This is a genomic window from Clostridia bacterium, from assembly GCA_024653205.1.
Taxonomy (GTDB): domain Bacteria; phylum Bacillota; class DSM-521; order Neomoorellales; family SLTJ01; genus JANLFO01.
The window spans coordinates 51,472-72,119 of record JANLFO010000012.1 but is presented as its reverse complement, the minus strand read 5'-3'; the positions used below and the strand labels follow the sequence as shown (position 1 = coordinate 72,119).

At 65.5% G+C, this 20,648-nt stretch carries 19 protein-coding genes; 18 read left to right on the top strand and 1 reads right to left on the bottom strand.

The genetic code is table 11. From position 1 onward, the window contains the following. Positions 1 to 375: 375 nt before the first annotated feature. From pyrR to pyrE, 8 genes are read left to right on the top strand one after another with little or no spacing between them, the layout of a single operon-like run. Positions 376 to 924, top strand: coding sequence for a bifunctional pyr operon transcriptional regulator/uracil phosphoribosyltransferase PyrR (gene pyrR, locus NUV99_07675; GenBank protein MCR4419987.1), 549 nt, complete (start codon positions 376 to 378; stop codon positions 922 to 924). Between the two features lie 36 nt (positions 925 to 960). Then, a complete protein-coding gene (locus NUV99_07670; protein ID MCR4419986.1) occupies positions 961 to 1,878 on the top strand; it encodes an aspartate carbamoyltransferase catalytic subunit in 918 nt (305 codons plus the stop codon). Further along, positions 1,879 to 3,174, top strand: coding sequence for a dihydroorotase (locus NUV99_07665; GenBank protein MCR4419985.1), 1,296 nt, complete (start codon positions 1,879 to 1,881; stop codon positions 3,172 to 3,174). It abuts the gene before it with no gap. 20 nt (positions 3,175 to 3,194) lie between these two features. Then, positions 3,195 to 6,437 (top strand): carbamoyl-phosphate synthase large subunit, encoded by a 3,243-nt coding sequence (carB, locus tag NUV99_07660; GenBank protein ID MCR4419984.1) that lies wholly within the window; start codon positions 3,195 to 3,197, stop codon positions 6,435 to 6,437. Continuing rightward, complete coding sequence (locus tag NUV99_07655) at positions 6,421 to 7,227, top strand: dihydroorotate dehydrogenase electron transfer subunit (protein MCR4419983.1); 807 nt, start codon at positions 6,421 to 6,423, stop codon at positions 7,225 to 7,227. Before carB ends, NUV99_07655 begins: the two co-directional genes overlap by 17 nt. Continuing rightward, entirely contained in the window at positions 7,190 to 8,167 is a 978-nt protein-coding gene (locus NUV99_07650) for a dihydroorotate dehydrogenase (protein ID MCR4419982.1), read from the top strand. Before NUV99_07655 ends, NUV99_07650 begins: the two co-directional genes overlap by 38 nt. A gap of 2 nt (positions 8,168 to 8,169) precedes the next feature. Beyond that, on the top strand, positions 8,170 to 8,871 hold the full coding sequence (pyrF, locus tag NUV99_07645) for an orotidine-5'-phosphate decarboxylase (protein ID MCR4419981.1): 702 nt from the start codon (positions 8,170 to 8,172) through the stop codon (positions 8,869 to 8,871). Between the two features lie 7 nt (positions 8,872 to 8,878). Then, on the top strand, positions 8,879 to 9,457 hold the full coding sequence (gene pyrE, locus NUV99_07640; GenBank protein MCR4419980.1) for an orotate phosphoribosyltransferase: 579 nt from the start codon (positions 8,879 to 8,881) through the stop codon (positions 9,455 to 9,457). Between the two features lie 18 nt (positions 9,458 to 9,475). Here pyrE and NUV99_07635 read toward each other — a convergent pair whose 3' ends face one another. Further along, entirely contained in the window at positions 9,476 to 11,218 is a 1,743-nt protein-coding gene (locus tag NUV99_07635) for an NFACT family protein (GenBank protein ID MCR4419979.1), read from the bottom strand. A gap of 488 nt (positions 11,219 to 11,706) precedes the next feature. Between NUV99_07635 and dapF the strand changes: the two genes are divergently transcribed. From dapF to NUV99_07585, 10 genes are all read left to right on the top strand, one after another. Beyond that, a complete protein-coding gene (gene dapF, locus NUV99_07630; GenBank protein MCR4419978.1) occupies positions 11,707 to 12,585 on the top strand; it encodes a diaminopimelate epimerase in 879 nt (292 codons plus the stop codon). Next, positions 12,570 to 13,448, top strand: a complete 879-nt coding sequence (locus NUV99_07625; protein ID MCR4419977.1) for a YicC family protein — start codon at positions 12,570 to 12,572, stop codon at positions 13,446 to 13,448. The genes dapF and NUV99_07625 overlap by 16 nt, the downstream gene beginning before the upstream one ends. Positions 13,449 to 13,526: 78 nt before the next feature. Continuing rightward, complete coding sequence (locus NUV99_07620; protein ID MCR4419976.1) at positions 13,527 to 13,814, top strand: DUF370 domain-containing protein; 288 nt, start codon at positions 13,527 to 13,529, stop codon at positions 13,812 to 13,814. A gap of 6 nt (positions 13,815 to 13,820) precedes the next feature. Continuing rightward, complete coding sequence (gene gmk, locus NUV99_07615; GenBank protein ID MCR4419975.1) at positions 13,821 to 14,444, top strand: guanylate kinase; 624 nt, start codon at positions 13,821 to 13,823, stop codon at positions 14,442 to 14,444. Next, the gene (rpoZ, locus tag NUV99_07610; protein MCR4419974.1) at positions 14,425 to 14,631 is read left to right on the top strand and encodes a DNA-directed RNA polymerase subunit omega; all 207 of its coding nucleotides are present in this window, start codon (positions 14,425 to 14,427) and stop codon (positions 14,629 to 14,631) included. The genes gmk and rpoZ overlap by 20 nt, the downstream gene beginning before the upstream one ends. A gap of 13 nt (positions 14,632 to 14,644) precedes the next feature. Further along, a complete protein-coding gene (coaBC, locus tag NUV99_07605) occupies positions 14,645 to 15,850 on the top strand; it encodes a bifunctional phosphopantothenoylcysteine decarboxylase/phosphopantothenate--cysteine ligase CoaBC (GenBank protein MCR4419973.1) in 1,206 nt (401 codons plus the stop codon). A gap of 6 nt (positions 15,851 to 15,856) precedes the next feature. Next, positions 15,857 to 17,047 (top strand): methionine adenosyltransferase, encoded by a 1,191-nt coding sequence (gene metK, locus NUV99_07600; GenBank protein MCR4419972.1) that lies wholly within the window; start codon positions 15,857 to 15,859, stop codon positions 17,045 to 17,047. Next, positions 17,034 to 18,176 carry a 2-hydroxyacyl-CoA dehydratase family protein gene (locus NUV99_07595; protein ID MCR4419971.1) on the top strand — a complete coding sequence of 381 codons (1,143 nt, stop codon included), beginning with the start codon at positions 17,034 to 17,036 and terminating at the stop codon, positions 18,174 to 18,176. Before metK ends, NUV99_07595 begins: the two co-directional genes overlap by 14 nt. Before the next feature lie 5 nt (positions 18,177 to 18,181). Next, positions 18,182 to 19,465: a 2-hydroxyacyl-CoA dehydratase family protein gene (locus NUV99_07590; protein MCR4419970.1), complete on the top strand. Its 1,284-nt coding sequence runs from the start codon at positions 18,182 to 18,184 to the stop codon at positions 19,463 to 19,465. Further along, complete coding sequence (locus NUV99_07585; protein MCR4419969.1) at positions 19,443 to 20,240, top strand: acyl-CoA dehydratase activase; 798 nt, start codon at positions 19,443 to 19,445, stop codon at positions 20,238 to 20,240. Before NUV99_07590 ends, NUV99_07585 begins: the two co-directional genes overlap by 23 nt. Positions 20,241 to 20,648 lie beyond the last annotated feature (408 nt).

Here is a 20,648-nt window from a genome sequence, read left to right as displayed (position 1 = left end):
GCACCCGGTACCGCCAGTCAACTCAAGTTAACTCGAAAGTGGGGATACGTCAGGGGGTGGCCGGTCTTGTTACCGGCCTATGATATTGTCAGGGTGGAAGCGTTAGATAGAATAGCAGATGCGGCGCCGTTGCCCTATGGCAGGCAGAATGGCCACATGATAGGGGCTTCGGCTTTCGGGGCCCAGTCGAACGTCCGCGTCCGGGCTCTTGACATACGGCCTCGGTTGCGGTAGAGTCTAACCCGAAAAAGTTAGACCCCTTTAACTGGTCCCGGCGAGGCCAGAAGGAACTGGAAGGACACTCGAGGAGCCTACTTCCCTCTGGCGGGAGTAGGCTTTTTTGCGGCCGACGGCCGACCGGCGGACGGAGGCAGCATGAAGGCACGGGAGAAGGCACGGATCCTGGACGCCCAGGCCATACAGCGGGCCCTTACCCGCATGGCCCACGAGATTCTGGAGAGAAATAGGGGGGTGGAGGATCTGGTGCTGATCGGCATCCGTCGCCGGGGGGTTCCGCTGGCGGAGCGGCTTTCTTCGCGCATCCGGGAAATCGAGGGCTGGCCGATTCCGGTGGGAGCCCTGGACATCACGCTCTACCGGGACGACCTCTCCCGTCTGGACGACAGCCCGCTGGTGCAGGAACCGGAGCTACCCTTCACGGTAACGGACAAGAAGGTGATCCTGGTGGACGATGTGCTGTATACCGGACGGACGGTACGGGCGGCCATGGATGCGGTGATGGATCTGGGGCGTCCACGGTGCATCCAACTGGCCGTGCTGGTAGACCGCGGGCACCGGGAGCTGCCCATTCGAGCCGATTACGTGGGCAAGAACCTGCCCACATCAAAGAAAGAAATTGTAGAGGTCCGATTGCCGGAGATAGACGGAACGGAGGAAGTGGTGATCCTGGAATCCCCTCGCTGAGCAAAAGCGGGGGGATTTTTTGCGAGGGAGGGGCGCATGCGGCTGAGAAGCAAGGATCTGCTCGGCCTCGAGGAATTGAGCGTGGAGGAAATACGCTCTCTGCTGGAGGCGGCGCGCCGCTACCGCCGGGCCTACGCTGCGGGCGAGCGCCTGAATAGCTTGCGAGGCAGGCGGGTCGTTAATCTTTTCTACGAGCCCAGTACCCGCACCCGTACCTCGTTCGAGATTGCGGCCAGATCCCTGGGGGCAGAGGTGGTCAACATCAATGTGGCGGCGAGCAGCATGGTCAAGGGGGAAAACCTCCTGGATACGGTTACTACACTGGAATCCATGGGGTTGGCCTGCCTGGTAATCCGGCATTCGAGCGCCGGGGTGCCGCACTTCTTGGCCTCCCGGATCCGGGCCGCGGTGGTCAACGCGGGCGACGGGTGGCACGAGCATCCCACACAGGCTTTGCTGGACTTATTGACCATTCAAGAGCGGAAAGGCCGACTGCACGGACTCAAGGTGGCCATCATCGGAGATATTTTACATAGCCGGGTGGCCCGTTCCGATCTCTGGGGCCTCTCCAAGGTCGGGGCCGAGGTGTGGCTGTGCGGTCCTCCTACCTTGCTGCCGCCGGCCCTGGGACAGATGGGCGCGCGCATTACCTGGCGGCCGGAAGAGGCCTTGGAAGGCGCGGACGTGGTGATAGCATTGCGGCTTCAAGGGGAAAGGCAGGTTCAGGGCCTGCTGCCCTCGCTTCGCGAGTACCGGCGGCTTTACCGTCTGACTGCGGAGAGGCTCTCTCTGGCCGCGCCGGACGCGGTGCTCATGCACCCGGGCCCGGTTAACCGGGGCGTGGAACTGAGCCCGGAGTTGCTTGAGGATCCGCGCTCGGCCATCGCGGAGCAGGTGACCAACGGAGTGGCGGTACGCATGGCAGTCCTGAGCTTACTTCTGGGAGGCGAGTAGGTGAACTGGCTGATAAAGGGCGGCAGGGTGGTAGATCCCGCCCAGGGTCTGGACGACGTGCGGGACGTGCTGGTGCGCGACGGCCGGATAATTAAGGTCGGACCGAACCTGAAGGCTGCGCCGGACTGCAAGGAATTGGAGGCCACCGGCAAAGTGGTGGCACCGGGCTTTATCGACATGCACGTGCACCTGCGCGAGCCGGGCCAGGAGGATAAGGAAACCATAGAGAGCGGGCTGCGGGCTGCGGCCAGAGGCGGGTTTACCGCCGTGTGCTGCATGCCCAACACCGACCCGCCTCTGGATAACCCGGCGTTGATCGCTTACGTGCTTCAGAAGAGCCGGGAGCTTAACCTCAGCCGCCTGTATCCCATAGCCAACATTACCAAAGGCGGCAGGGGAGAAGAAATCAGCGAAATGGTGGAGCTGGCCGAGGCCGGTGCGGTGGCCTTTTCCGACGACGGCCGTCCGGTGCCCAATTCCCGGGTGATGCGCCAGGCGATGGAATACGCCCGGCTGGTTAACCGGCCGATCGTGAGCCACTGCGAGGATCTGGAGCTCACGCGGGGCGGGCAGATGAACGAAGGTCCTTACTCCTACCGGTGGGGCCTTAGAGGCATGCCGGCGGCCGCCGAGGAAATAATGGTGGCCCGGGACTTGCGCCTGGCGGCCCTCACCGGCGGCCGTCTGCACCTGGCCCACCTGAGCAGCCGGGGCAGCGTGGAACTCCTGAGGCTGGCGCGGAGGGAGGGGATCCCGGTTACGGCCGAGGTTACTCCCCACCACCTCCTGCTCACCGAGGAGACGGTCAAGGGATATGACACCTCGGCCAAGGTGAACCCGCCTCTGAGGGGCGCCGAAGATACCCGGGCTCTCAAGCAGGCTCTGGCGGAAGGCCTCCTCGACGCGATAGCCAGCGACCATGCTCCCCATACCAGAGAGGAGAAGGAGGCCGAATTCGAGGCCGCCCCCTTCGGGATTAGCGGTCTGGAAACGGTGGTTCCCCTGGTGGTCACTTTCTTAATCCTGCCGGGAATCATAAGCTGGACCCGGGCAGTATCCCTGCTCAGCCGGCAACCGGCGGCCATCCTGGGCTTACCCGGGGGCTCCCTGACTTCCGGCCAAGCGGCAGACATCACCGTAATCGATCCGGACCTGGAAATGCCGGTAGATCCCCAGCAATTTCAATCCCGGGGAAAGAGCACACCCTTCCGGGGATGGAGACTACGCGGGTGGCCCCTGGCCACCATGGTAGGGGGCAACCTGGTGATGTACCGGGGACGAATACTAGAGCCTTAGGAGAGGGGGAGGACAATTCTATGCCACGGTACAGGGATCTGAAGAGGGTAATGGTGATCGGGTCCGGCCCCATAATCATCGGTCAGGCGGCAGAATTCGATTACTCCGGTACCCAGGCCTGCAAGGCGCTCCGCGAGGAGGGGTTGGAGGTGATCCTGGCCAATTCCAACCCGGCCACCATCATGACCGACAGCAACATGGCCGCCCGGATCTATCTGGAGCCCCTGCAGATGGAATTCGTTTCCCGCATCATTGCCCGGGAAAGGCCGGACGGTCTCCTGCCCACCCTGGGCGGGCAGGTGGGACTCAACCTCGCCTGGGAGCTGGCGGAAAACGGGGTGCTGGACCGCTACGGCGTGCGCCTCTTGGGCACGCCTCTGGAAGCCATCAAGCGGGCGGAAGACCGGGAGCTCTTCAAGGACCTGATGCAGAGAATCGGCGAGCCGGTGCCGGAAAGCCGCATCGTCACCGGCGTGGAGGATGCGGTGGCCTTCGCCCGGGAAATCGGCTACCCGGTAGTGGTGAGGCCCGCCTACACTCTGGGCGGAACCGGCGGGGGCATAGCCGCCGACGAGGCCGAACTGCGGGGGATTGCTACCCGCGGGATCAAGGCCAGCCTCATCGGCCAGGTGCTGATCGAGCGCTCCGTGCTGGGCTGGAAGGAAATCGAGTTCGAGGTCATGCGCGATTCCGCCGGCACCTGCATAACGGTGTGCAGCATGGAGAACGTCGATCCCATGGGTATTCACACCGGCGACAGTATAGTGGTGGCCCCCTGCCAGACTCTGAGCCACCGGGAATACCAGATGCTGCGCATGGCCTCGCTGAAGATAATCTCCGCCTTGGGCATCGAGGGCGGCTGCAACATCCAGTTCGCCCTGGACCCCAAGAGCTTCCGGTACTACGTGATCGAGGTGAACCCGCGGGTCAGCCGCTCCAGTGCCTTGGCCTCCAAGGCCACCGGATACCCCATCGCCAAGGTGGCGGCCAAGATAGCGGTAGGCCTGCGCCTGGACGAGATCATCAACGCGGTTACCGGCAAGACCTACGCCTGTTTCGAACCCACGGTGGACTACGTGGTGGTTAAGATGCCGCGCTTTCCCTTCGACAAGTTCGCCACCAGCGACCGCCGGCTCGGGACCCAGATGCAGGCCACAGGGGAAACCATGTCCATCGACCGCAGCTTCGAGGGGGCCTTGCTGAAGGCCATACGCTCGCTGGAGGCCAATACCCCCGGTCTGTACCTGCCGGAATTGGCGGCCATGCCGGACGCGGAACTCAAGGACCGCCTGCAGCGAACCGACGACCGCCGCCTCTTCTTCGCCGCCGAGGCCCTGCGGCGAGGCTGGACCGTGGACGATTTGGCCTCCTGGACCTCCATCGATCGCTTCTTCCTGCGGAAAATAGAGAGGCTGGTGGAAAGCGAAGGAGAGATCCGCCGCACCCCGGACCTGGACGGCGACCTCCTGCGGCGCCTGAAGCGGCTGGGCTACTCTGACGCGCAGATCGCGGCCCTGCGCGGAATCAGCCCGGGGGAAGTAACCGAGCGCCGGCGCCGCTTCGGCATCCGCCCGGTGTACAAGATGGTAGACACCTGCGCCGCCGAATTCGAGGCCCAGACACCTTACTACTACTCCACCTACGAGAGCGAGGACGAAAGCCGGGTCAAGGACGGCCGGCGGGCGGTAGTCCTGGGTTCCGGGCCCATACGTATCGGGCAGGGAGTGGAGTTCGACTATTGCTCGGTCCATTCGGTGTGGGCCTTACGCGAGGAGGGCTGGCAGGCGGTAATCATCAACAACAATCCCGAAACCGTAAGCACCGACTTCGATACCGCCGACCGCCTGTACTTCGAGCCCCTGGACGCCGAGGACGTGCTGGCGGTCCTGGATGCCGAAAAACCGGAAGGCGTGGTAGTGCAGTTCGGGGGACAGACGGCGGTCAACCTGGCGGAAACCGTGGCCGGGGCGGGCTATACCGTCCTGGGAACGAGCGTGGAAAACATCGACCGGGCGGAGGACCGCGACAAGTTCGACCTGCTTCTGGAGGAACTCGGCATCCCCCGTCCGCCGGGAGGGGCAGCCACTTCCGTGGAGGAGGCCCTGGTCATTGCCGCCCGGGTGGGATATCCGGTGCTGGTGCGGCCTTCTTACGTGCTGGGCGGCCGGGCCATGGAGATCGTGTACGACGAGCAAGAGATGCTCCAGTATATGGCCACGGCGGTTAAGGCTTCCCCCCACCACCCGGTCTTGGTGGACAAATACCTGCCCGGCCGGGAAGTAGAGGTTGACGCCGTCTCCGACGGGCGCGAGGTACTCATACCGGGTATTATGGAACACATCGAGCGGGCGGGCATTCACTCCGGGGACAGCATCGCCGTCTATCCCGCCCATTCGGTGGGCGAGGCCCACCGCAGGCAGATCGTTCAATACACGACCACCCTCGCCCGGGCCCTGGACGTGAAGGGACTGCTGAACATCCAGTACGTGATTTACCGGGGCCGGGTGTACGTTTTGGAGGTCAATCCCCGTTCCAGCCGTACCGTTCCCTTCATGAGCAAGGTCAGCGGCGTTCCCATGGTGAAGGTGGCGGTGGGAGCCATGCTGGGCAAGGGCCTGCGGGAACAGGGCTACCCGGCAGGCCTGTTGCCTCCCCCCAACCACGTGGCGGTGAAGGTGCCGGTTTTCTCCTTCGCCAAGCTGCCCAAGGTGGATACAGGCCTGGGTCCGGAGATGAAATCCACCGGGGAGGTGCTGGGACTGGACGTTAGCCTGGCCAGGGCGCTCTACAAGGGCCTGGTGGCCGCCGGCTACCGGATCCCCAAGGGGGGAAGGGTCCTGGCCACCATTGCCGACCGAGACAAGCGCCGCTCCCTCCCGGTGCTCAAGCGCCTGGCCGAACAGGGTTTCGAACTCTGGGCCACTTCCGGAACGGCGGCTTTCCTCCGCGGTGAAGGCCTGACCGTAAGAAAGGTTTACAAGCTCCACGAGGGAAATCCCAATATAGTCGACCACATAAGAGAGGGTGAGATCGACCTGGTGGTGAACACGATCGGCCACGCCCGCGGGCCGGAACGTGAAGGCTATCAGATAAGGCGGGCGGCGGTGGAGCTCGGAGTGCCGTGTTTTACCAGCCTGGACACGGTTCGGGCCCTGGTAAGATCCCTGGAGGAACTGCGTTCCGGGGGGGACTTCAGCCTCCTGGCGCTCCAGGACCTGGAAGTGCCCCTGGGGGAGGAGAAGGTCCTTGACCGGGCCAACTAGGGCTACGGTAGTCGATCAGGAAGATCTGGGCGCCGGCGGCCGTCACCTGATCCTGGAATCTCCGGAAATCGCCGCAAACGCCCAACCGGGGCAGTTCGTGCACCTGCGGGTGGGGGAGGGGTACGATCCCCTGTTGCCCCGCCCGTTCAGCCTGCACGAGGCCGACCGCCGGGCCGGCCGCATCGGCCTGCTCTACCGCGTGAAGGGCCGGGGCACGGCCTGGCTGGCCGGCCGGCGTCCCGGAGACCGTCTGGAAATCCTCGGCCCCCTGGGTAAGGGCTTTCCTCTGCCGCAAGGCGGGGTAAGCGCCCTCCTGGTGGGAGGGGGCACCGGCGTGGCGCCCCTATTCTTTCTGGCCCGTGAACTCAGCCGCCGGGGCCACCGGCTGCGCTTCCTGATGGGGGCGGCCACCGCGGCCGAGCTTTGGCGGCTCTCCGCCCTCCGGGAGTTGGTGCCGGACCTGGCCGTGACCACGGAGGACGGCAGCCTGGGTATCAGGGGCCGGGTAACCGACCTGCTGCCCGGCCATATCGGCGGCCAGCTTCTGCAGGTCTATGCCGCCGGGCCCAACCTCATGCTCAGGGCTGTGGCCGAGTGGTCCCGCCGGGTGGGCGCCCCCGCCTGGGTGTCTCTGGAACAGATAATGGCCTGCGGCGTCGGCCTATGCCGTGGTTGCGTGGTGCCGGTGGCGGAGGGATACGCGCGGGTCTGTACCGAGGGACCGGTAATGCCGGCGGAGAGGGTGGTGTGGGATGGAACCCGACCTGAGCACCAGCCTGGGACCCCTTAAGCTGGCCAATCCGGTAGTCCTGGCCGCAGGCACCTGCGGCTGGGGCCTGGAACTGGCTCCGTATTTGCCCCTGGAGCAGGTGGGGGCGGTTACGGTGAAGAGCCTCACCCTGGATCCCTGGCCGGGCAATCCTCCGCCCCGGCTGGCCGAGACGGCCGGGGGGCTACTCAACTCCGTGGGCCTGGAGAACCCGGGCGTGGACCACTTTGTATCCCGCATATGGCCCGAGCTGAGGCTGAGGCGGGTACCGGTCATTGCCAGCCTGGCCGGTCGAACCCGGGAGGAGTACGCCGCGGTTGCCGACCGACTAAATGAGGCCCGGGGACTGGCGGCCCTTGAGATCAACATCTCCTGTCCCAACGTGAAGGCAGGCGGTCTCACCTTCGGCTCCCGGCCGGAGGACGCGGCCGCGGTGGTGGAGGCCGTCCGCCGCAAAACGTCCCTGCCTCTGCTGGTGAAGCTGGCCCCGCTGACCGCCGACCCGGTGGGCGTGGCCCGGGCGGTGGTGGAGGCGGGTGCGGATGCACTCACCGTGGCCAATACCGTTCCCGCCATGAGCATCGACGTCACCGCGCGCCGGCCGCGCCTGGGAAACGCGGTGGGCGGGCTCTCCGGGCCGGCGATCAAGCCGATCATCCTCCGCCTGGTCTGGGACATAAGCGCCGCGCTGCCGGGAGTACCGCTCCTCGGCCTGGGAGGCATTTGTACGGCCGAGGATGCCCTGGAGTTCCTGCTGGCGGGAGCCCGCGCGGTGGGCATCGGCACCGCCACCCTGTTAAACCCGCGGGCGGCGCTGAACGTGCTGAAAGGGCTGGTCGACTACTGCCGCCGTCATGACATCCGCCGACTGACCGAGCTGGTCGGAGCGGCAAGGCGCCGGGGGCGGGAAGGCGCTCCCGGCGAGGGAGGTGAAGAGCCCTGCAGCCCAGGGAAAGGCTGATAGTGGCCCTGGACGTTTCTTCCCTGGAGGAAGCCGAGCACCTGGTACGGGAGCTTTCGGGCGAAGTGCTGTGGTTTAAGGTGGGCATGCAGCTTTTCTACCATTGCGGCCCCTCGGTGGTGGAGGCGGTTCAGGGCTGGGGTGGCCGAGTGTTCCTGGATTTAAAGCTCCACGACATCCCCAACACCGTGGCCGAGGCGGTGCGCGCCCTGACCCGGCTGGAAGTAGGCATGCTCACCGTGCATACCAGCGGCGGGCGGGAAATGCTGCGCCAGGCGGTTCAGGCGGCCCGGGAAGAAGCCGCGCTGTTGGGGATACGGCCGCCGCTTCTTCTGGGGGTTACGGTCCTGACCAGCCTGACACAGACCGATCTGGCCGAGCTGGGCCTGGCGGCCCAGCTTAGAGAAATCGTGGTGCGCTGGGCGCGTCTGGCCCAGGAGGCGGGCCTGGACGGCGTGGTGGCCAGTGCTCGCGAGGCCAAGGCCCTGCGCCTGGCCTTCGGCAGCGACCTGGTTATCGTTACCCCCGGCATCCGCCCCGGGGGCACCAGCGCCGACGACCAGCGCCGTATCGCCACCCCCAGGGAAGCGCTCAAGTCCGGGGCCAGCTACCTGGTGGTGGGCCGCCCGGTTACCCAGGCGCTCGATCCCCGGGCGGTGGTGCAGCAGCTCTTGCAGGAACTAGGCGAAACCGGAGGGGAGTAACCGCATCATGCTTACCCAGGACTCCATACTGGAACTCTTCCGTAGCAGCGGCGCCCTGCTGGAGGGGCATTTCCTGCTGACCTCCGGCCGACACGCCTCCCGGTACGTCCAGTGCGCCCGCGTGCTGCAATACCCCGCCTATGCCGAACTGCTGGGGTCGCAGCTGGCCTCCCGCTTCCCTTCCGGACGGGTGGGCGCGGTAGTCGGCCCGGCCCTGGGCGGCATTATCGTGGCCCACGAGGTGGCCCGGGCTTTGGGTGCCCGGGCGATCTTCGCCGAACGCCAGGAGGGGAGGTTAACCCTGCGCCGGGGTTTTACCCTGGAGGCAGGGGAGGTGGTAGTGGTGGTGGAGGACGTGCTCACCACCGGAGGTTCGGCCCTGGAAACCGTGGAATTGGCCCGCGCGTTTGGAGCGCAGGTGCTGGGCGTGGGGGCCCTGGTGGACCGCAGCGGCGGCCGTCTGAACCTGGGCCTGCCTTATTATGCTCTGCTCAGCCTGGATATCCCGTCTTACGAGGCTTCAGACTGCCCGCTGTGCCGGGAAGGGCGGCCTCTTGTACGCCCGGGAAGCCGAAACCCCGGTTAGCCGGGTGGGGTAGAGGGCTTAATTCATTCCGCCGGAGGGGGGGGTAGGCGGGACGGCCAGGGTGCTCTGGTGGGTGTATAAAACCATTCCCGGCCGGGCGCCTTTGGGCTTGTGGACGTGCTTGGCCAGAGTGTAATCCACCGGTACCGCGCGGCTGCCGGAGGCGCGGCTGAAAAAGGCGGCCAGGCCGGCGGCAAACCGCAGGGTGGGGGCCGGAAGGGGGCCGCCGGAGGGGTTGCGCACCAGAACGTGTGCACCGGCAACGCCCCGGGCGTGAAGCCATACATCTTCCGGCCGGGCCAGCCGAACGCAGATGTAGTCGTTCTGCCGATTGTTTTTCCCTACCAGCACATCGTACCCATCGGGAGAGGTAAAACGAAGCGGCTCTGCGGGCTTCTGCTTCCCCCGCTTTCCACTTCGCCGTCCGGCGGGGCGCAGCTGCGCCCCCACTTCGTCGGCTATCTCCGCCAAGTCTTCCCGCGTCTCCGCCCGCTCCAGGGCCAGGGCCACCGATTCCCAGTAGGCCAACTCCCGGCGGGCCTGCTCCAACTGGGCGGCGGCCTTTTCCGCCAGGACCTTGGCCTTCCGGTAGCGCCGGAAAAACCGCTGGGCGTTTTCTGCCGGGTCCAGACTTGGGTCCAACTCCACGCTAATCATTTCATCCGGCCGGTCAGGATTAGGCCCTTCGACCGAGCGCATCCCCCGTTCCAGCCGATAGAGATTGCAAAGGATTACCTGTCCCGCCTGACGATGGACTTCCGCCTTTTCGGCATCCAGGAGAATCTCCTCCTGGACCTCCAGCTTTCGTACCCACCGCTCTTGCTCCTGAAGCACTATTTGTTTCAGCCGCCTCTTTTCCCGGTCAAAGACCTCTCGGGACAGATAATCCGAATAATAGCGATCGATGGCCGAACTCATAGTAGGAAGGCGAACCTGTTCCAGCCCCTCGAACTGGCGCAAGGCAATCGCGGCATAATCCACTACCCGGCCCCGGTCGACAATCAGAGTGGGTTCGAAGCGTTTCTCCTCCATTACCGCGCGCAGTTCACGCCAGGCCTGCCAAAGACGGGCAAAATCGTAGGCGCCTAGAAACTCGAGCGACCGGCCGGGATCGAGTCCCGCGCGTACCGCCAGTTCCCTGGCCAGGCAGGGTCCGAACCCTTCAAGCCGCTCTACCAGCACCTTCTCCAGGGGCCGGCCCTCCCCGGCGGACAGCAGAACCCGCGGCCATTCCTCCTCCGTGAGGTCCAGGGGATTCACCTTGTTACGCGGGGGAGAAAGATAGGGCCGGCCGGGCAGCACCTCCCGGTAGCGGCTGAGGACGTGGCTGTATCGCTTCAAACCGTCGATTATCTGATCGGTCTCGGGGTCCACCAGTATCAGGTTGCTGTGGCGGCCCATAATCTCGGCAATCAGGTGGTAGGCCCGGCCGCCCCGAATCGCCGGGCCCTGAAGGCGAAGGATGATGACCCTTTCCATGGGCGGCTGCGATACGGCCTGCAGCTGGGCTCCCTCAAGGTGGTGACGAAGGGCCAGGAGGAAAGGGCTGACCCGGTCCTCCCGCCCCACCTGGCCGGGAGCAAGGTTCAGGCGGGCGTGAGCCGCCTGAGCGGAGAAAAACAACCACGCCTTAACACCGGCCCCGTAGAAGGCCACGGCCACCTCTTCCGCCCCGGACTGCACCACGCGTTCCACCCGGGAGCCTACCAGGGCCTCCAGTTCCGTCGCTACCGCCCGGGTCACCAGCACATCGAAGGGCATGGAGCGGCCACCTCCGGCGCCAGTATAGCAGAGCCCGCCGGACCCAGGCAAGCAGAGTATTTTCGACCCCGGGACTTCATAAAATGGAGGAAGGCCGCGAACGTGGCCAACCCCGGGCCGGAACGGTACAGTCGAGGCAGGAATCCGGCCGCAGGATGTCGAAAGGCAAACCGTGCGCGCAGCTATGGCCGCCGGCACCGGCCTGTCGCCCGGCCGGGAGCCGGGAAGCGGAGTCCAGATCGCCGGTCGTGCGTACCCCGCTCGTACGCCACAGTGTTCGTGCGTCGGGCGGAGCCGGGCTAGGAGCCGCCCAACTCAGGTAGTGGGCCTTTTTGTTGCCCGAGGGGTGCGGGGGTGTTCCTACCGGTGGTGTGTAAGGGATGCAAGGGGTGGTGCGCCCGGGGGAAATTGGTGATACACCCGGTGGTGAACCCGGTTGCGGCCGGCAACGCACCGAGAAACGAGAAAGGGGCGTGATCGTGGCGGCTTTGAGGTTTACCAAGATGCACGGCCTGGGCAACGATTTCGTGCTCCTGGACGGATTCGGGCAGGGGCTGCCACCGGAAGCCTCATGGCCCGACCTGGCGCGGGTCTTGAGCGACCGTCACTTCGGCATCGGCGCCGATGGCCTGGTTTTGGTCCTGCCCGCACCGCAGGCGCCGGTCCAGATGCGCATCTTCAACCCGGACGGCAGCGAGGCGGAGATGTGCGGCAACGCCATCCGTTGCGTCGCCAAGTATGCGTATGAGTACCTGAACCTGCGTTCTCCGGCTCTGACCGTACTCACCCGCGCCGGCTTAAGGGAGGTAAAGCTCGAGGTTCGCCAGGGCCGGGTGTGGATGGTGGAGGTGGACATGGGGGTGCCGGGCCTGGAGGCCGAGGCCGTTCCGGTAATGGCTCCGGTGAGTCCGGTAGTCAACTGGCCCCTGGAGATGGAGGGAGAACGCTGGGCCATCACCTGCGTCTCCATGGGTAATCCCCACTGTGTGATCTTCTCTCCGGACCCGGACCGGGTGAAACTCGAGTACTGGGGACCCAGGCTGGAAACCCACCCCCTGTTTCCCGCCCGTACCAACGTGGAGGTGGCCCAGGTATTGGCCCCGGACAAGCTGAAGGTCAGGGTATGGGAGAGGGGAGCGGGTGCCACCCTGGCCTGCGGCACCGGCGCGTGCGCCGCGGTGGTGGCCGGGGTACTCAACGGTCTGCTTTCCGGGAAGGTGAGGGCGGAGCTCCCCGGGGGAGCGCTGGAAGTAGAGTGGCTAGGTGAGGGTACTCCGGTGCGGATGCGGGGACCGGCGGCCGAGGTGTTTCGCGGCGAAATCGAGCTGGAAGCGGGAGCGGTGTGGCCGACATGCCCAGAAGTATGACCGGTTTCGGGTCGGGTGAGGCGGCGGAAGCCGGTTTCAGGGCCCGGGTGGAAGTGCGCGCGGTGAACCACCGGTTCCTGGAGGTTAATGCACGTTTGCCTCGGTCCTACCTGCTGTTGGAAGAAAGAGTCCGGCAAACCGCAGCGCGGTTCGTGCATCGCGGTCATCTGGATATCTTTATCAACGTAGAGCAAGAGAGAGCGAAAAAACGGCCGCCCAAGGTTGACAAGGACCTACTGATGGCTTATTATGAATACCTGAGGGAAATAGCGCAATATTTGGATATTCAAGCGGAAATTACCTTAAGAGACTTGGTTTCCCTTCCCGGGGTGTTGGAACTGGAGGAGGAGGCCACGGACTGGGAAGGTGCCTGGCCGGCCGTCGCTCTGGCTCTGGAGGCCGCCCTTCAGGAGGTAGAGACAACCCGCCTTCGGGAAGGCGAACGGCTGGCCGACGACCTGCGGCACCGCGTCCGGCGCCTGCTGGCCTACCTGGAACAAATCGACGTTTTAAAGGAGGAACTCCTCGGCCACTACCGTCAGCGCCTGGCCTCAAGGCTGGAGGAGTTCCTCGGCCCCGTAACGGTGGACAACCGACGGGTAGAGGAAGAGGTGGTAATATTTGCCGAACGCAGTGACGTAACCGAGGAGTTGGTTCGCCTGAGAAGCCATCTGGCCGCCATCTTGACCTGCCTGGACAACGAGGGGCCGGTAGGGCGCAAGCTCGAGTTCCTGGCACAGGAAGTACACCGTGAGCTGACCACCCTGGGGGCCAAGGCGGCAGGCACCGCCGTCACGCCGCTGGTGATTTCGTGCAAGGAAGAGCTGGAGAAGATCAGGGAACAGGCCCAGAACCTTGAGTAACGGGAACTTTCCCGTGGACTCTTCGGGCAGACAACCCCGTTCATCACCGGCCGATAATGGGCGCAGGAGGGAAAAGGTATGGAGATCAGACTAATCAACATAGGGTTCGGGAACATTGTATCGGCCAACCGCATAGTAGCGATTGTAAGCCCCGAATCCGCCCCGATCAAACGCATCATCCAGGAAGCGAGAGAGCGTGGAGTCCTTATCGATGCTACCTACGGCCGCCGTACCCGGGCGGTAATCATTACCGACAGCGACCACGTTATTCTTTCCGCCGTACAACCGGAAACGGTAGCCCACCGCCTGAGCAGCCGTGAGGCCGCCGCCTCCGCTTTGGCCCGGGCAGAAGAAGCCGCCCAGTAATCACCTATGGGCAGGGGTCTGTTGTTGGTGGTTTCCGGGCCTTCAGGAGCGGGGAAAGGAACGGTGTGCCGGGAACTACGGCGACGGGTGCCTTCCCTGAAGTACTCCATTTCGGCTACCACCCGACCGCCGCGTCCCGGAGAGCAGCAGGGAGTAGACTATTATTTCGTCAGCGAAGAGGAATTCCTACGCTTCCGGGCAGAAAACCGGCTGCTGGAGTGGGCCCGGATCCACGACCATTACTACGGAACGCCCCGCCAGCCGGTAGTAGAAGCCCTGACCCGCGGTGAGGACATCCTCCTGGAGATAGACGTGCAGGGAGCCAAACAGGTGAAAGAGGGGCTGCCGGAGGCGGTGACGGTCTTCCTGTTGCCGCCCTCCTACCAGGAGCTCTGCAGGCGCCTGCGGACCCGAGGGACCGAGGACGCCGAGCAGATCGGCCGGCGCCTGCAGGTGGCCCGGGGGGAAATGGAGGAGGCGGTCCACTACGACTACCTGGTGGTCAACGACTACGTAAACTTGGCAGCGGACAGAATCGAGGCTATTATATTGGCTGAGAAATGCCGACCCCGGCGGGCGATGCCCGACTGGTTGCTGGAGGGAAAGGGAAATGAACAAACCGACCATTGACGAACTGATGAAGCAAGTGAACAGCAAGTACGCCCTGGTGGTTCTGGCTGCCAAACGCGCCCGGACGCTGAGTCCCGAACAACTCACCACGCCGGAAGGGAGAATGCTCAAGGCGGTAAGCGTGGCCCTGCAGGAGATAGCCGAGAGCAAGATAAGGTACGAACTCTCGCGCGGCGGCCTGAAATGAAGGTGCGGACTTAATGTGGAAGGCAAGACGAGTGGTAGTAGGCGTAGCGGGAGGAATAGCTGCCTACAAGACGGCCGAACTGGTTAGTCGCCTGCGGCAGCAGGAGGCCGAGGTGGAGGTTGTCATGACCGAGGCGGCCACCCGCTTCATCTCTCCCTTAACCCTGTCTACCTTGGCCGGCCGGCCGGTATGGACGGATATGTTTGCCGTTTCCGGCCCCGTACCGCACGTGGAGCTGGCCCGCAAGGCGGAACTGGTGATCGTAGCCCCCGCCACCGCCGACCTGATGGCCAGGATGGCAATAGGCCTGGCGGACGAGCTCCTGACGGCGCTCATCCTGGCTACGCGGGCTCCGGTTCTGGTGGTCCCCTCCATGAACGCCAATATGTATACGCATCCGGCTACCCGGGACAACCTGCGCCGATTGAGCGAGCTGGGGTATCATCTTCTGGAACCCGAAAGCGGATTCCTGGCCTGCGGGGAGACGGGACCGGGCCGGCTTCCCGAGGTCGAGACCATCCTGGAGGCGGCCGCCCGCCTGCTGGTCCGGAGGGCGAGCCTGAAAGGCGTCCGGGTGGTGGTGACCGCCGGGCCGACCCGGGAGTACCTGGACCCGGTGCGGTTTCTGGGTAACGCCAGTTCCGGGAAGATGGGCTACGCCGTGGCCGCCGAGGCCCGGGACCGGGGGGCGGAGGTGGTGCTGGTGACCGGGCCCACCGCTCTGGCGCCTCCACCCGGGGTGAAGGTGGTCCGGGTGGAAAGTGCGGAGGACATGTTCCGGGCGGTCATGAGCCACGCCGCCGAGGCCCGCGTGGTGGTGAAGGCGGCGGCGGTGGCGGATTTCCGCCCGAAGGCCAAGGTCCCCGGCAAGATCAAGAAGGGGGAGGCGGAGACTTTGGTCATGGAACTGGAGCGCACTCCGGACATCCTGGCGGAATTGGGGCGGGTAAAGCCTCAGCACCAAGTCCTGGTAGGTTTTGCCGCCGAGACCGACGATCCGCTCCGCCATGCCCGGGATAAGCTCCAGGCCAAGAACCTCGATCTGATCGTCCTGAACGACCTTTCCCGGGCCGGGGCGGGATTTGAAGTGGACACCAATATAGTGACCCTGATCTTCCGCGACGGTCGGGTACGGGAACTGCCGCTCATGAGCAAGATGGAAGTGGCGCGGCGGCTGTGGGACGCCGTCGAGGAGCTGCTAACAACCGATAAGGAGTGAGGGCAATTGGCGGGCAAGTTCTTCACTTCGGAATCAGTGACCGAGGGCCATCCGGACAAGATGGCCGATCAGATCTCCGACGCCATTCTGGATGCCTTGCTGGCTCAGGATCCTTTTGCCCGCGTTGCCTGCGAGACCACGGTTACCACCGGCCTGGTCTTGGTCGCAGGAGAGATAACCACCAATTGCTACGTGGACATTCCCCGGGTGGTCAGGGAAACCATCCGTGAGATCGGCTACACGCGGGCCAAGTTCGGCTTTGACGGCGACACCTGCGCCGTGCTTACCGCCATCGACGAGCAGTCGCCGGACATTGCCCTCGGCGTTAACCGGGCTCTGGAAGCGCGCCAGGCCCAGGGCGAACTGGACGAGGTTGAAACCCTGGGGGCCGGAGACCAGGGCATGATGTTCGGCTACGCCACCACCGAGACGCCGGAATTCATGCCCTTGCCCATATCCCTGGCCCACGCCCTGGTCCGCCGGCTGGCGGAGGTGCGCAAGAGCCGGGAGATACCCTACCTGAGACCGGACGGCAAGTCCCAGGTCACGGTGGAGTACGATAACGGGCGTCCGGTAAGGGTAGAAGCAGTGGTGGTGAGCACCCAGCACCGGCCGGACATAGACATGGATACCCTCAAGGAAGAGGTAATGGAGAAGGTAATCCGGAAGGTCATTCCCCCGCACCTGATCGACGCGCGTACCCGGTTCTACATCAACCCTACGGGCCGGTTCGTTGTGGGCGGACCGCAAGGCGATACCGGCCTCACCGGCAGGAAGATAATCGTCGATACCTACGGAGGGATGGCCCGGCACGGCGGCGGATCCTTCTCGGGTAAGGATCCCACCAAGGTCGACCGGTCCGCTTCCTACGCCGCCCGCTACGTGGCCAAGAACCTGGTAGCCGCCGGCCTGGCGGAGCGCTGCGAGGTACAGCTGGCCTACGCCATCGGGGTGGCCCGACCGGTAGCGGTCAACGTGGATACCTTCGGTACCGGCCGCCTGGACGACGAAGAACTGGCCCGGCTGGCTCAGGAGCACTTCGACCTGCGGCCCGGCGCCATCATCCGTGACCTGAACCTGAGGCGGCCCATTTACCGGCAGGTGGCAGCTTACGGTCACTTCGGCCGCCCGGACCTCGACCTGCCCTGGGAGCGGCTGGATAAGGTGGAGGACCTGAGGCGGGATGCCGGCGCTTGATCTGCCGGAGGCGCAGGATCGGCCCCGCCTGGCCTGGTGCTGCGGGTATACGCCGGAGGAGATTATCGAGGCGGCAGGTCTGACGCCGTACCGGCTGGCACTCCTGCCCCATCGCCCCAGGAGTGCGGCTGCCTGGCTGCCGCCGGACTTCTGTTCCTACGCCCGTTCGCTGGCCGAGGCGGCCTTGTCCGAGGAGGGGTACCACCGGGCCGGAGTAATAATAGTCAATTCCTGCCAGGCCATGCTCCACCTGTACAATTTCTGGCGGCGGGCAAGACCGGGAGACTTCGTATATCTGCTGCACGTTCCCCGCCAGGGCGGCGAAGAGGCGGTTACATATTACGCGGAAGGACTCCGGCGTCTCTGGCAGGCCATAACCGCCCACTTCCGCGTCAGGGCCTCGGAGGCGGACCTGATCGAGACCATCGGTGTCTACGCCCGGGTTCGGTCCCTGGTGGAGCGGCTGAGGAGATTGAGGCGCCGCCGGCCGGCGCCGCTCACCGGGGCACAGGCGGCGGAAATCATGGCCCTGGCGGCCCGGTCGGCCAAGAGGGACTTTGCCCTTTGGCTGGCCGATCAACTGCCCTTCTGGGAGGAAGCGGCCGGGAAAGGCCGTGCGGTCGCCGGAAGTCCCCTGCCCGGTCTCGGCGATGCGCCGGCTTCCCCGGAGGAAGAGATACGGTGCGTGGTCACCGGCAGTGCCGCTCCCCCGGAGTTCATGGCCGCTCTGGAAGGACAGGGCGTGACCGTGGTGGCGGACGACCTGTGCACCTGCGGCCGCTACCTGGAGCCGGGCGGCATGCCGGAGCCCGGAGCGGCTTTTGATCCCTTCCTGTTTCTGGCTTGGCATTACTTGAATCGATCCCCCTGTCCCCGCATGGTGGAGGGGGACAGGCGGTGGCGGCGGCTGGTGGAGCTGGTGGAAGAGTACCGGGCCGGAGGCGTTATCTATTTCGGTCTCAAGTTCTGCGACTACCATCACTATGCCTTTCCGTTGGTGCGCAGCCGTTTGCAGGCGGCGGGAATGCCGTGCCTGCGGCTGGAGGGCGAGTACTGCTCCAACGACACCGGCCAGATGGGCACGCGGGTTCAGGCGTTTGTTGAGGCGCTGGGCAGTCGGCGGGGGTAGGGAGCATGAGGGATACCTGGCGCCGGCTTCTGGCCGGCCGCTGGCCGTACTGGCTGGCGAAGCTCTACCTGAAACGACGGCGGTACGGGTGCCGGGCTCTATGCAGCCTGGCCCTGACGGGAGCCGACCAGGTGCGCGCCTGGTACCGGGGGGAGCGGCCCGTGGTGTGGACCACGGCCTTCGTTCCCACCGAACTGATCTACGGTATGGGGATCATGCCCCTGGCGGTAGAGGTAATAGCCGCCCTGGTCACCGGCATGGGACTCGCGCCCCGTCTCCTCTCTGCGGCCGAAGCATCCTGGTATAGCTCGGACCTCTGTTCCTTTCATCGTACGGTAATGGGCGGGGCCTTACTGGACTGGTGGCCGCGCCCGGTCGCCCTGGTAGCCAGCACTCACCTGTGCGACGGCGCACCCCGGCTGTTCCACAACCTGGGTCGGCTTTACGGGGTTCCGGTCCGGATCATAGACGTGCCCGCCGAGTTCTCTTCCGAGGCCCGGGCCTACGTGGCCGGGCAACTCCGGGAACTATCCCGATGGCTGGCGGAGGTGACCGGCAGGAAGTTTCACCCCGAGGGCCTGGCGCGGGCCCTGGATCTGTCCAACCAGGCCCGGAGCTGGCTGATGGAGGCCAACCGGTATCGCCGGTCCGATCCCAGCCCCCTGCCCGGACAGCAGGCCCTGGACTTCCTCTGGCTGGGCTTTATGGGCCAGGGCGGCGAGGCGGCGGCGGGCATTTACCGGCAGCTGGCCCTGGAACTCAAGGCCCGGGCCGAGGCTTCCGGCACCGGGCCGTCGGACCGCCACCGTCTGCTGTGGCTGCACCTCAAGCCCTACTACCGAACGGAATTGTGGGACCTGTTGTCCGAGCACGGGGCGGTGGTTGCCTTCGAGGAATTCAGCCACGTTTACTGGCCGGAGCTGGCTCCGGATTCGCCCTGGACCGGCCTGGCCCAGAAGATGCTTTCCCACTTTTCCCTGGGGCCGGTAGAGCGACGGATAGAAGTGATCCGGCAGCTGGTGCGGGACTACGGCTGCACCGCCGTAGTCCAGTACGGGCACTGGGGCTGCCGGCAGAGCAACGGCTCAACCGGGATACTGAAAGAGGCGCTGGAGAAGGACGGGGTTCCCTACCTCTGGTTGCCGGGCGATTGCGTTGACGCCCGCACCTATGCCGTAGGCCAGACCCTCACCCGACTGGCCGCCTTCCTGGAAATGCTCGAGGCCCGCCGGCCGCCGGGCGGCGGGGCGCATAGGGGGGAACGGAATGGCTCTGGTAGCCGGGATTGACGTGGGCTCTCTTTCTACCGAGGTGGTACTTCTCACCCTGGACGGGGAGGTGGTGGCGGCAGAGATCGCCCCTACCGGCACCAGGGGGTGGGAAACCGCCCGCAGCGCCCTGGAGAGGGCGCTGCAGAAGGCAAGAGCTGCCCCCGAGGCGGTCGCGAGGGCGGTGGCCACCGGCTACGGCCGGCACAAGGTGCCCTTCGCCCACCGGGCGGTTACGGAGATATCCTGCCACGCCCGGGGGGCCTTCTTCCTCGAACCCGGGGCCCGCACCGTAATCGACATCGGCGGGCAGGACAGCAAGGTGATCCGCCTGGATGGAGAAGGCCGGGTGGTGGACTTTGTCATGAACGACAAGTGCGCTGCCGGTACGGGACGGTTCCTCGAGGTCATGGCGCGGGCGCTGGAAGTGGAGGTAGAGGACTTCGCCGCGCTGGCCGCCCGCAGCCGCCGGGGAAAGACCGTCACCAGCACCTGCACCGTATTCGCCGAATCCGAGGTGGTGTCCCTGCTCTCCGAGGGCGCAGAGCCGGCGGACGTGGCCCGGGGCCTGGCCGAGGCCGTGGCCGCCAGGGTAACGGCCATGGCCCAGCGCCTGGGAGTAGAGCCGGAGGTGGTAATGACCGGCGGAGTGGCCAAGAACCACGCGGTGGTGGCAGCCCTGCGGCGGGAACTGGGGCTTCCCGTGCAGGTTCCGGCGGAGCCGCAGATCGTCGGCGCGCTGGGCGCAGCCCTGTTCGCCCGGGGCGAAGCCCTGCGTACCGCCACCTCGGCCTAGGCGGGGAGGAAGCGCTTTGACCCTGCGCCTGCTTCTGGGCCGCGCGGGAAGCGGTAAGACGTACACCTGCCTCCGGGAAATCCGCGAGGAGCTGGCCCGTGACCCCTGGGGCGCACCCCTGCTGTTCCTGGTGCCGGAGCAGGCTACCTTCCAGATGGAGTACGCTCTGGTGAGCGCCCCGGGCGTGGCGGGCAGCGTGCGGGCCCGGGTGGTCAGCTTCCGGCGCCTGGCCCGCGAGGTCCTGCAGCGGGTCCGGCCGGCCGGCCGCCGGCCCCTGGACGAACTGGGCCGGCAAATGCTCCTGCGGCTGGTCCTGAGACGTCACCGCCACCGCCTGGGGCTGCTCGCCGATTCCGCCCGGCGTCCGGGTTTCATCGCCGAACTGTCCCGCGCCTTCCGGGAGTTCCG

Coding starts and splice junctions, on each gene's coding strand:
- pyrR (MCR4419987.1), top strand. CDS start 376: ATGAAGGCACGGGAGAAGGCACGGATCCTGGACGCCCAGGCCATACAG.
- NUV99_07670 (MCR4419986.1), top strand. CDS start 961: ATGCGGCTGAGAAGCAAGGATCTGCTCGGCCTCGAGGAATTGAGCGTG.
- carB (MCR4419984.1), top strand. CDS start 3,195: ATGCCACGGTACAGGGATCTGAAGAGGGTAATGGTGATCGGGTCCGGC.
- NUV99_07650 (MCR4419982.1), top strand. CDS start 7,190: ATGGAACCCGACCTGAGCACCAGCCTGGGACCCCTTAAGCTGGCCAAT.
- pyrE (MCR4419980.1), top strand. CDS start 8,879: ATGCTTACCCAGGACTCCATACTGGAACTCTTCCGTAGCAGCGGCGCC.
- NUV99_07635 (MCR4419979.1), bottom strand. CDS start 11,218: ATGCCCTTCGATGTGCTGGTGACCCGGGCGGTAGCGACGGAACTGGAG.
- NUV99_07625 (MCR4419977.1), top strand. CDS start 12,570: ATGCCCAGAAGTATGACCGGTTTCGGGTCGGGTGAGGCGGCGGAAGCC.
- NUV99_07620 (MCR4419976.1), top strand. CDS start 13,527: ATGGAGATCAGACTAATCAACATAGGGTTCGGGAACATTGTATCGGCC.
- gmk (MCR4419975.1), top strand. CDS start 13,821: ATGGGCAGGGGTCTGTTGTTGGTGGTTTCCGGGCCTTCAGGAGCGGGG.
- rpoZ (MCR4419974.1), top strand. CDS start 14,425: ATGAACAAACCGACCATTGACGAACTGATGAAGCAAGTGAACAGCAAG.
- coaBC (MCR4419973.1), top strand. CDS start 14,645: ATGTGGAAGGCAAGACGAGTGGTAGTAGGCGTAGCGGGAGGAATAGCT.
- NUV99_07595 (MCR4419971.1), top strand. CDS start 17,034: ATGCCGGCGCTTGATCTGCCGGAGGCGCAGGATCGGCCCCGCCTGGCC.
- NUV99_07590 (MCR4419970.1), top strand. CDS start 18,182: ATGAGGGATACCTGGCGCCGGCTTCTGGCCGGCCGCTGGCCGTACTGG.
- NUV99_07585 (MCR4419969.1), top strand. CDS start 19,443: ATGGCTCTGGTAGCCGGGATTGACGTGGGCTCTCTTTCTACCGAGGTG.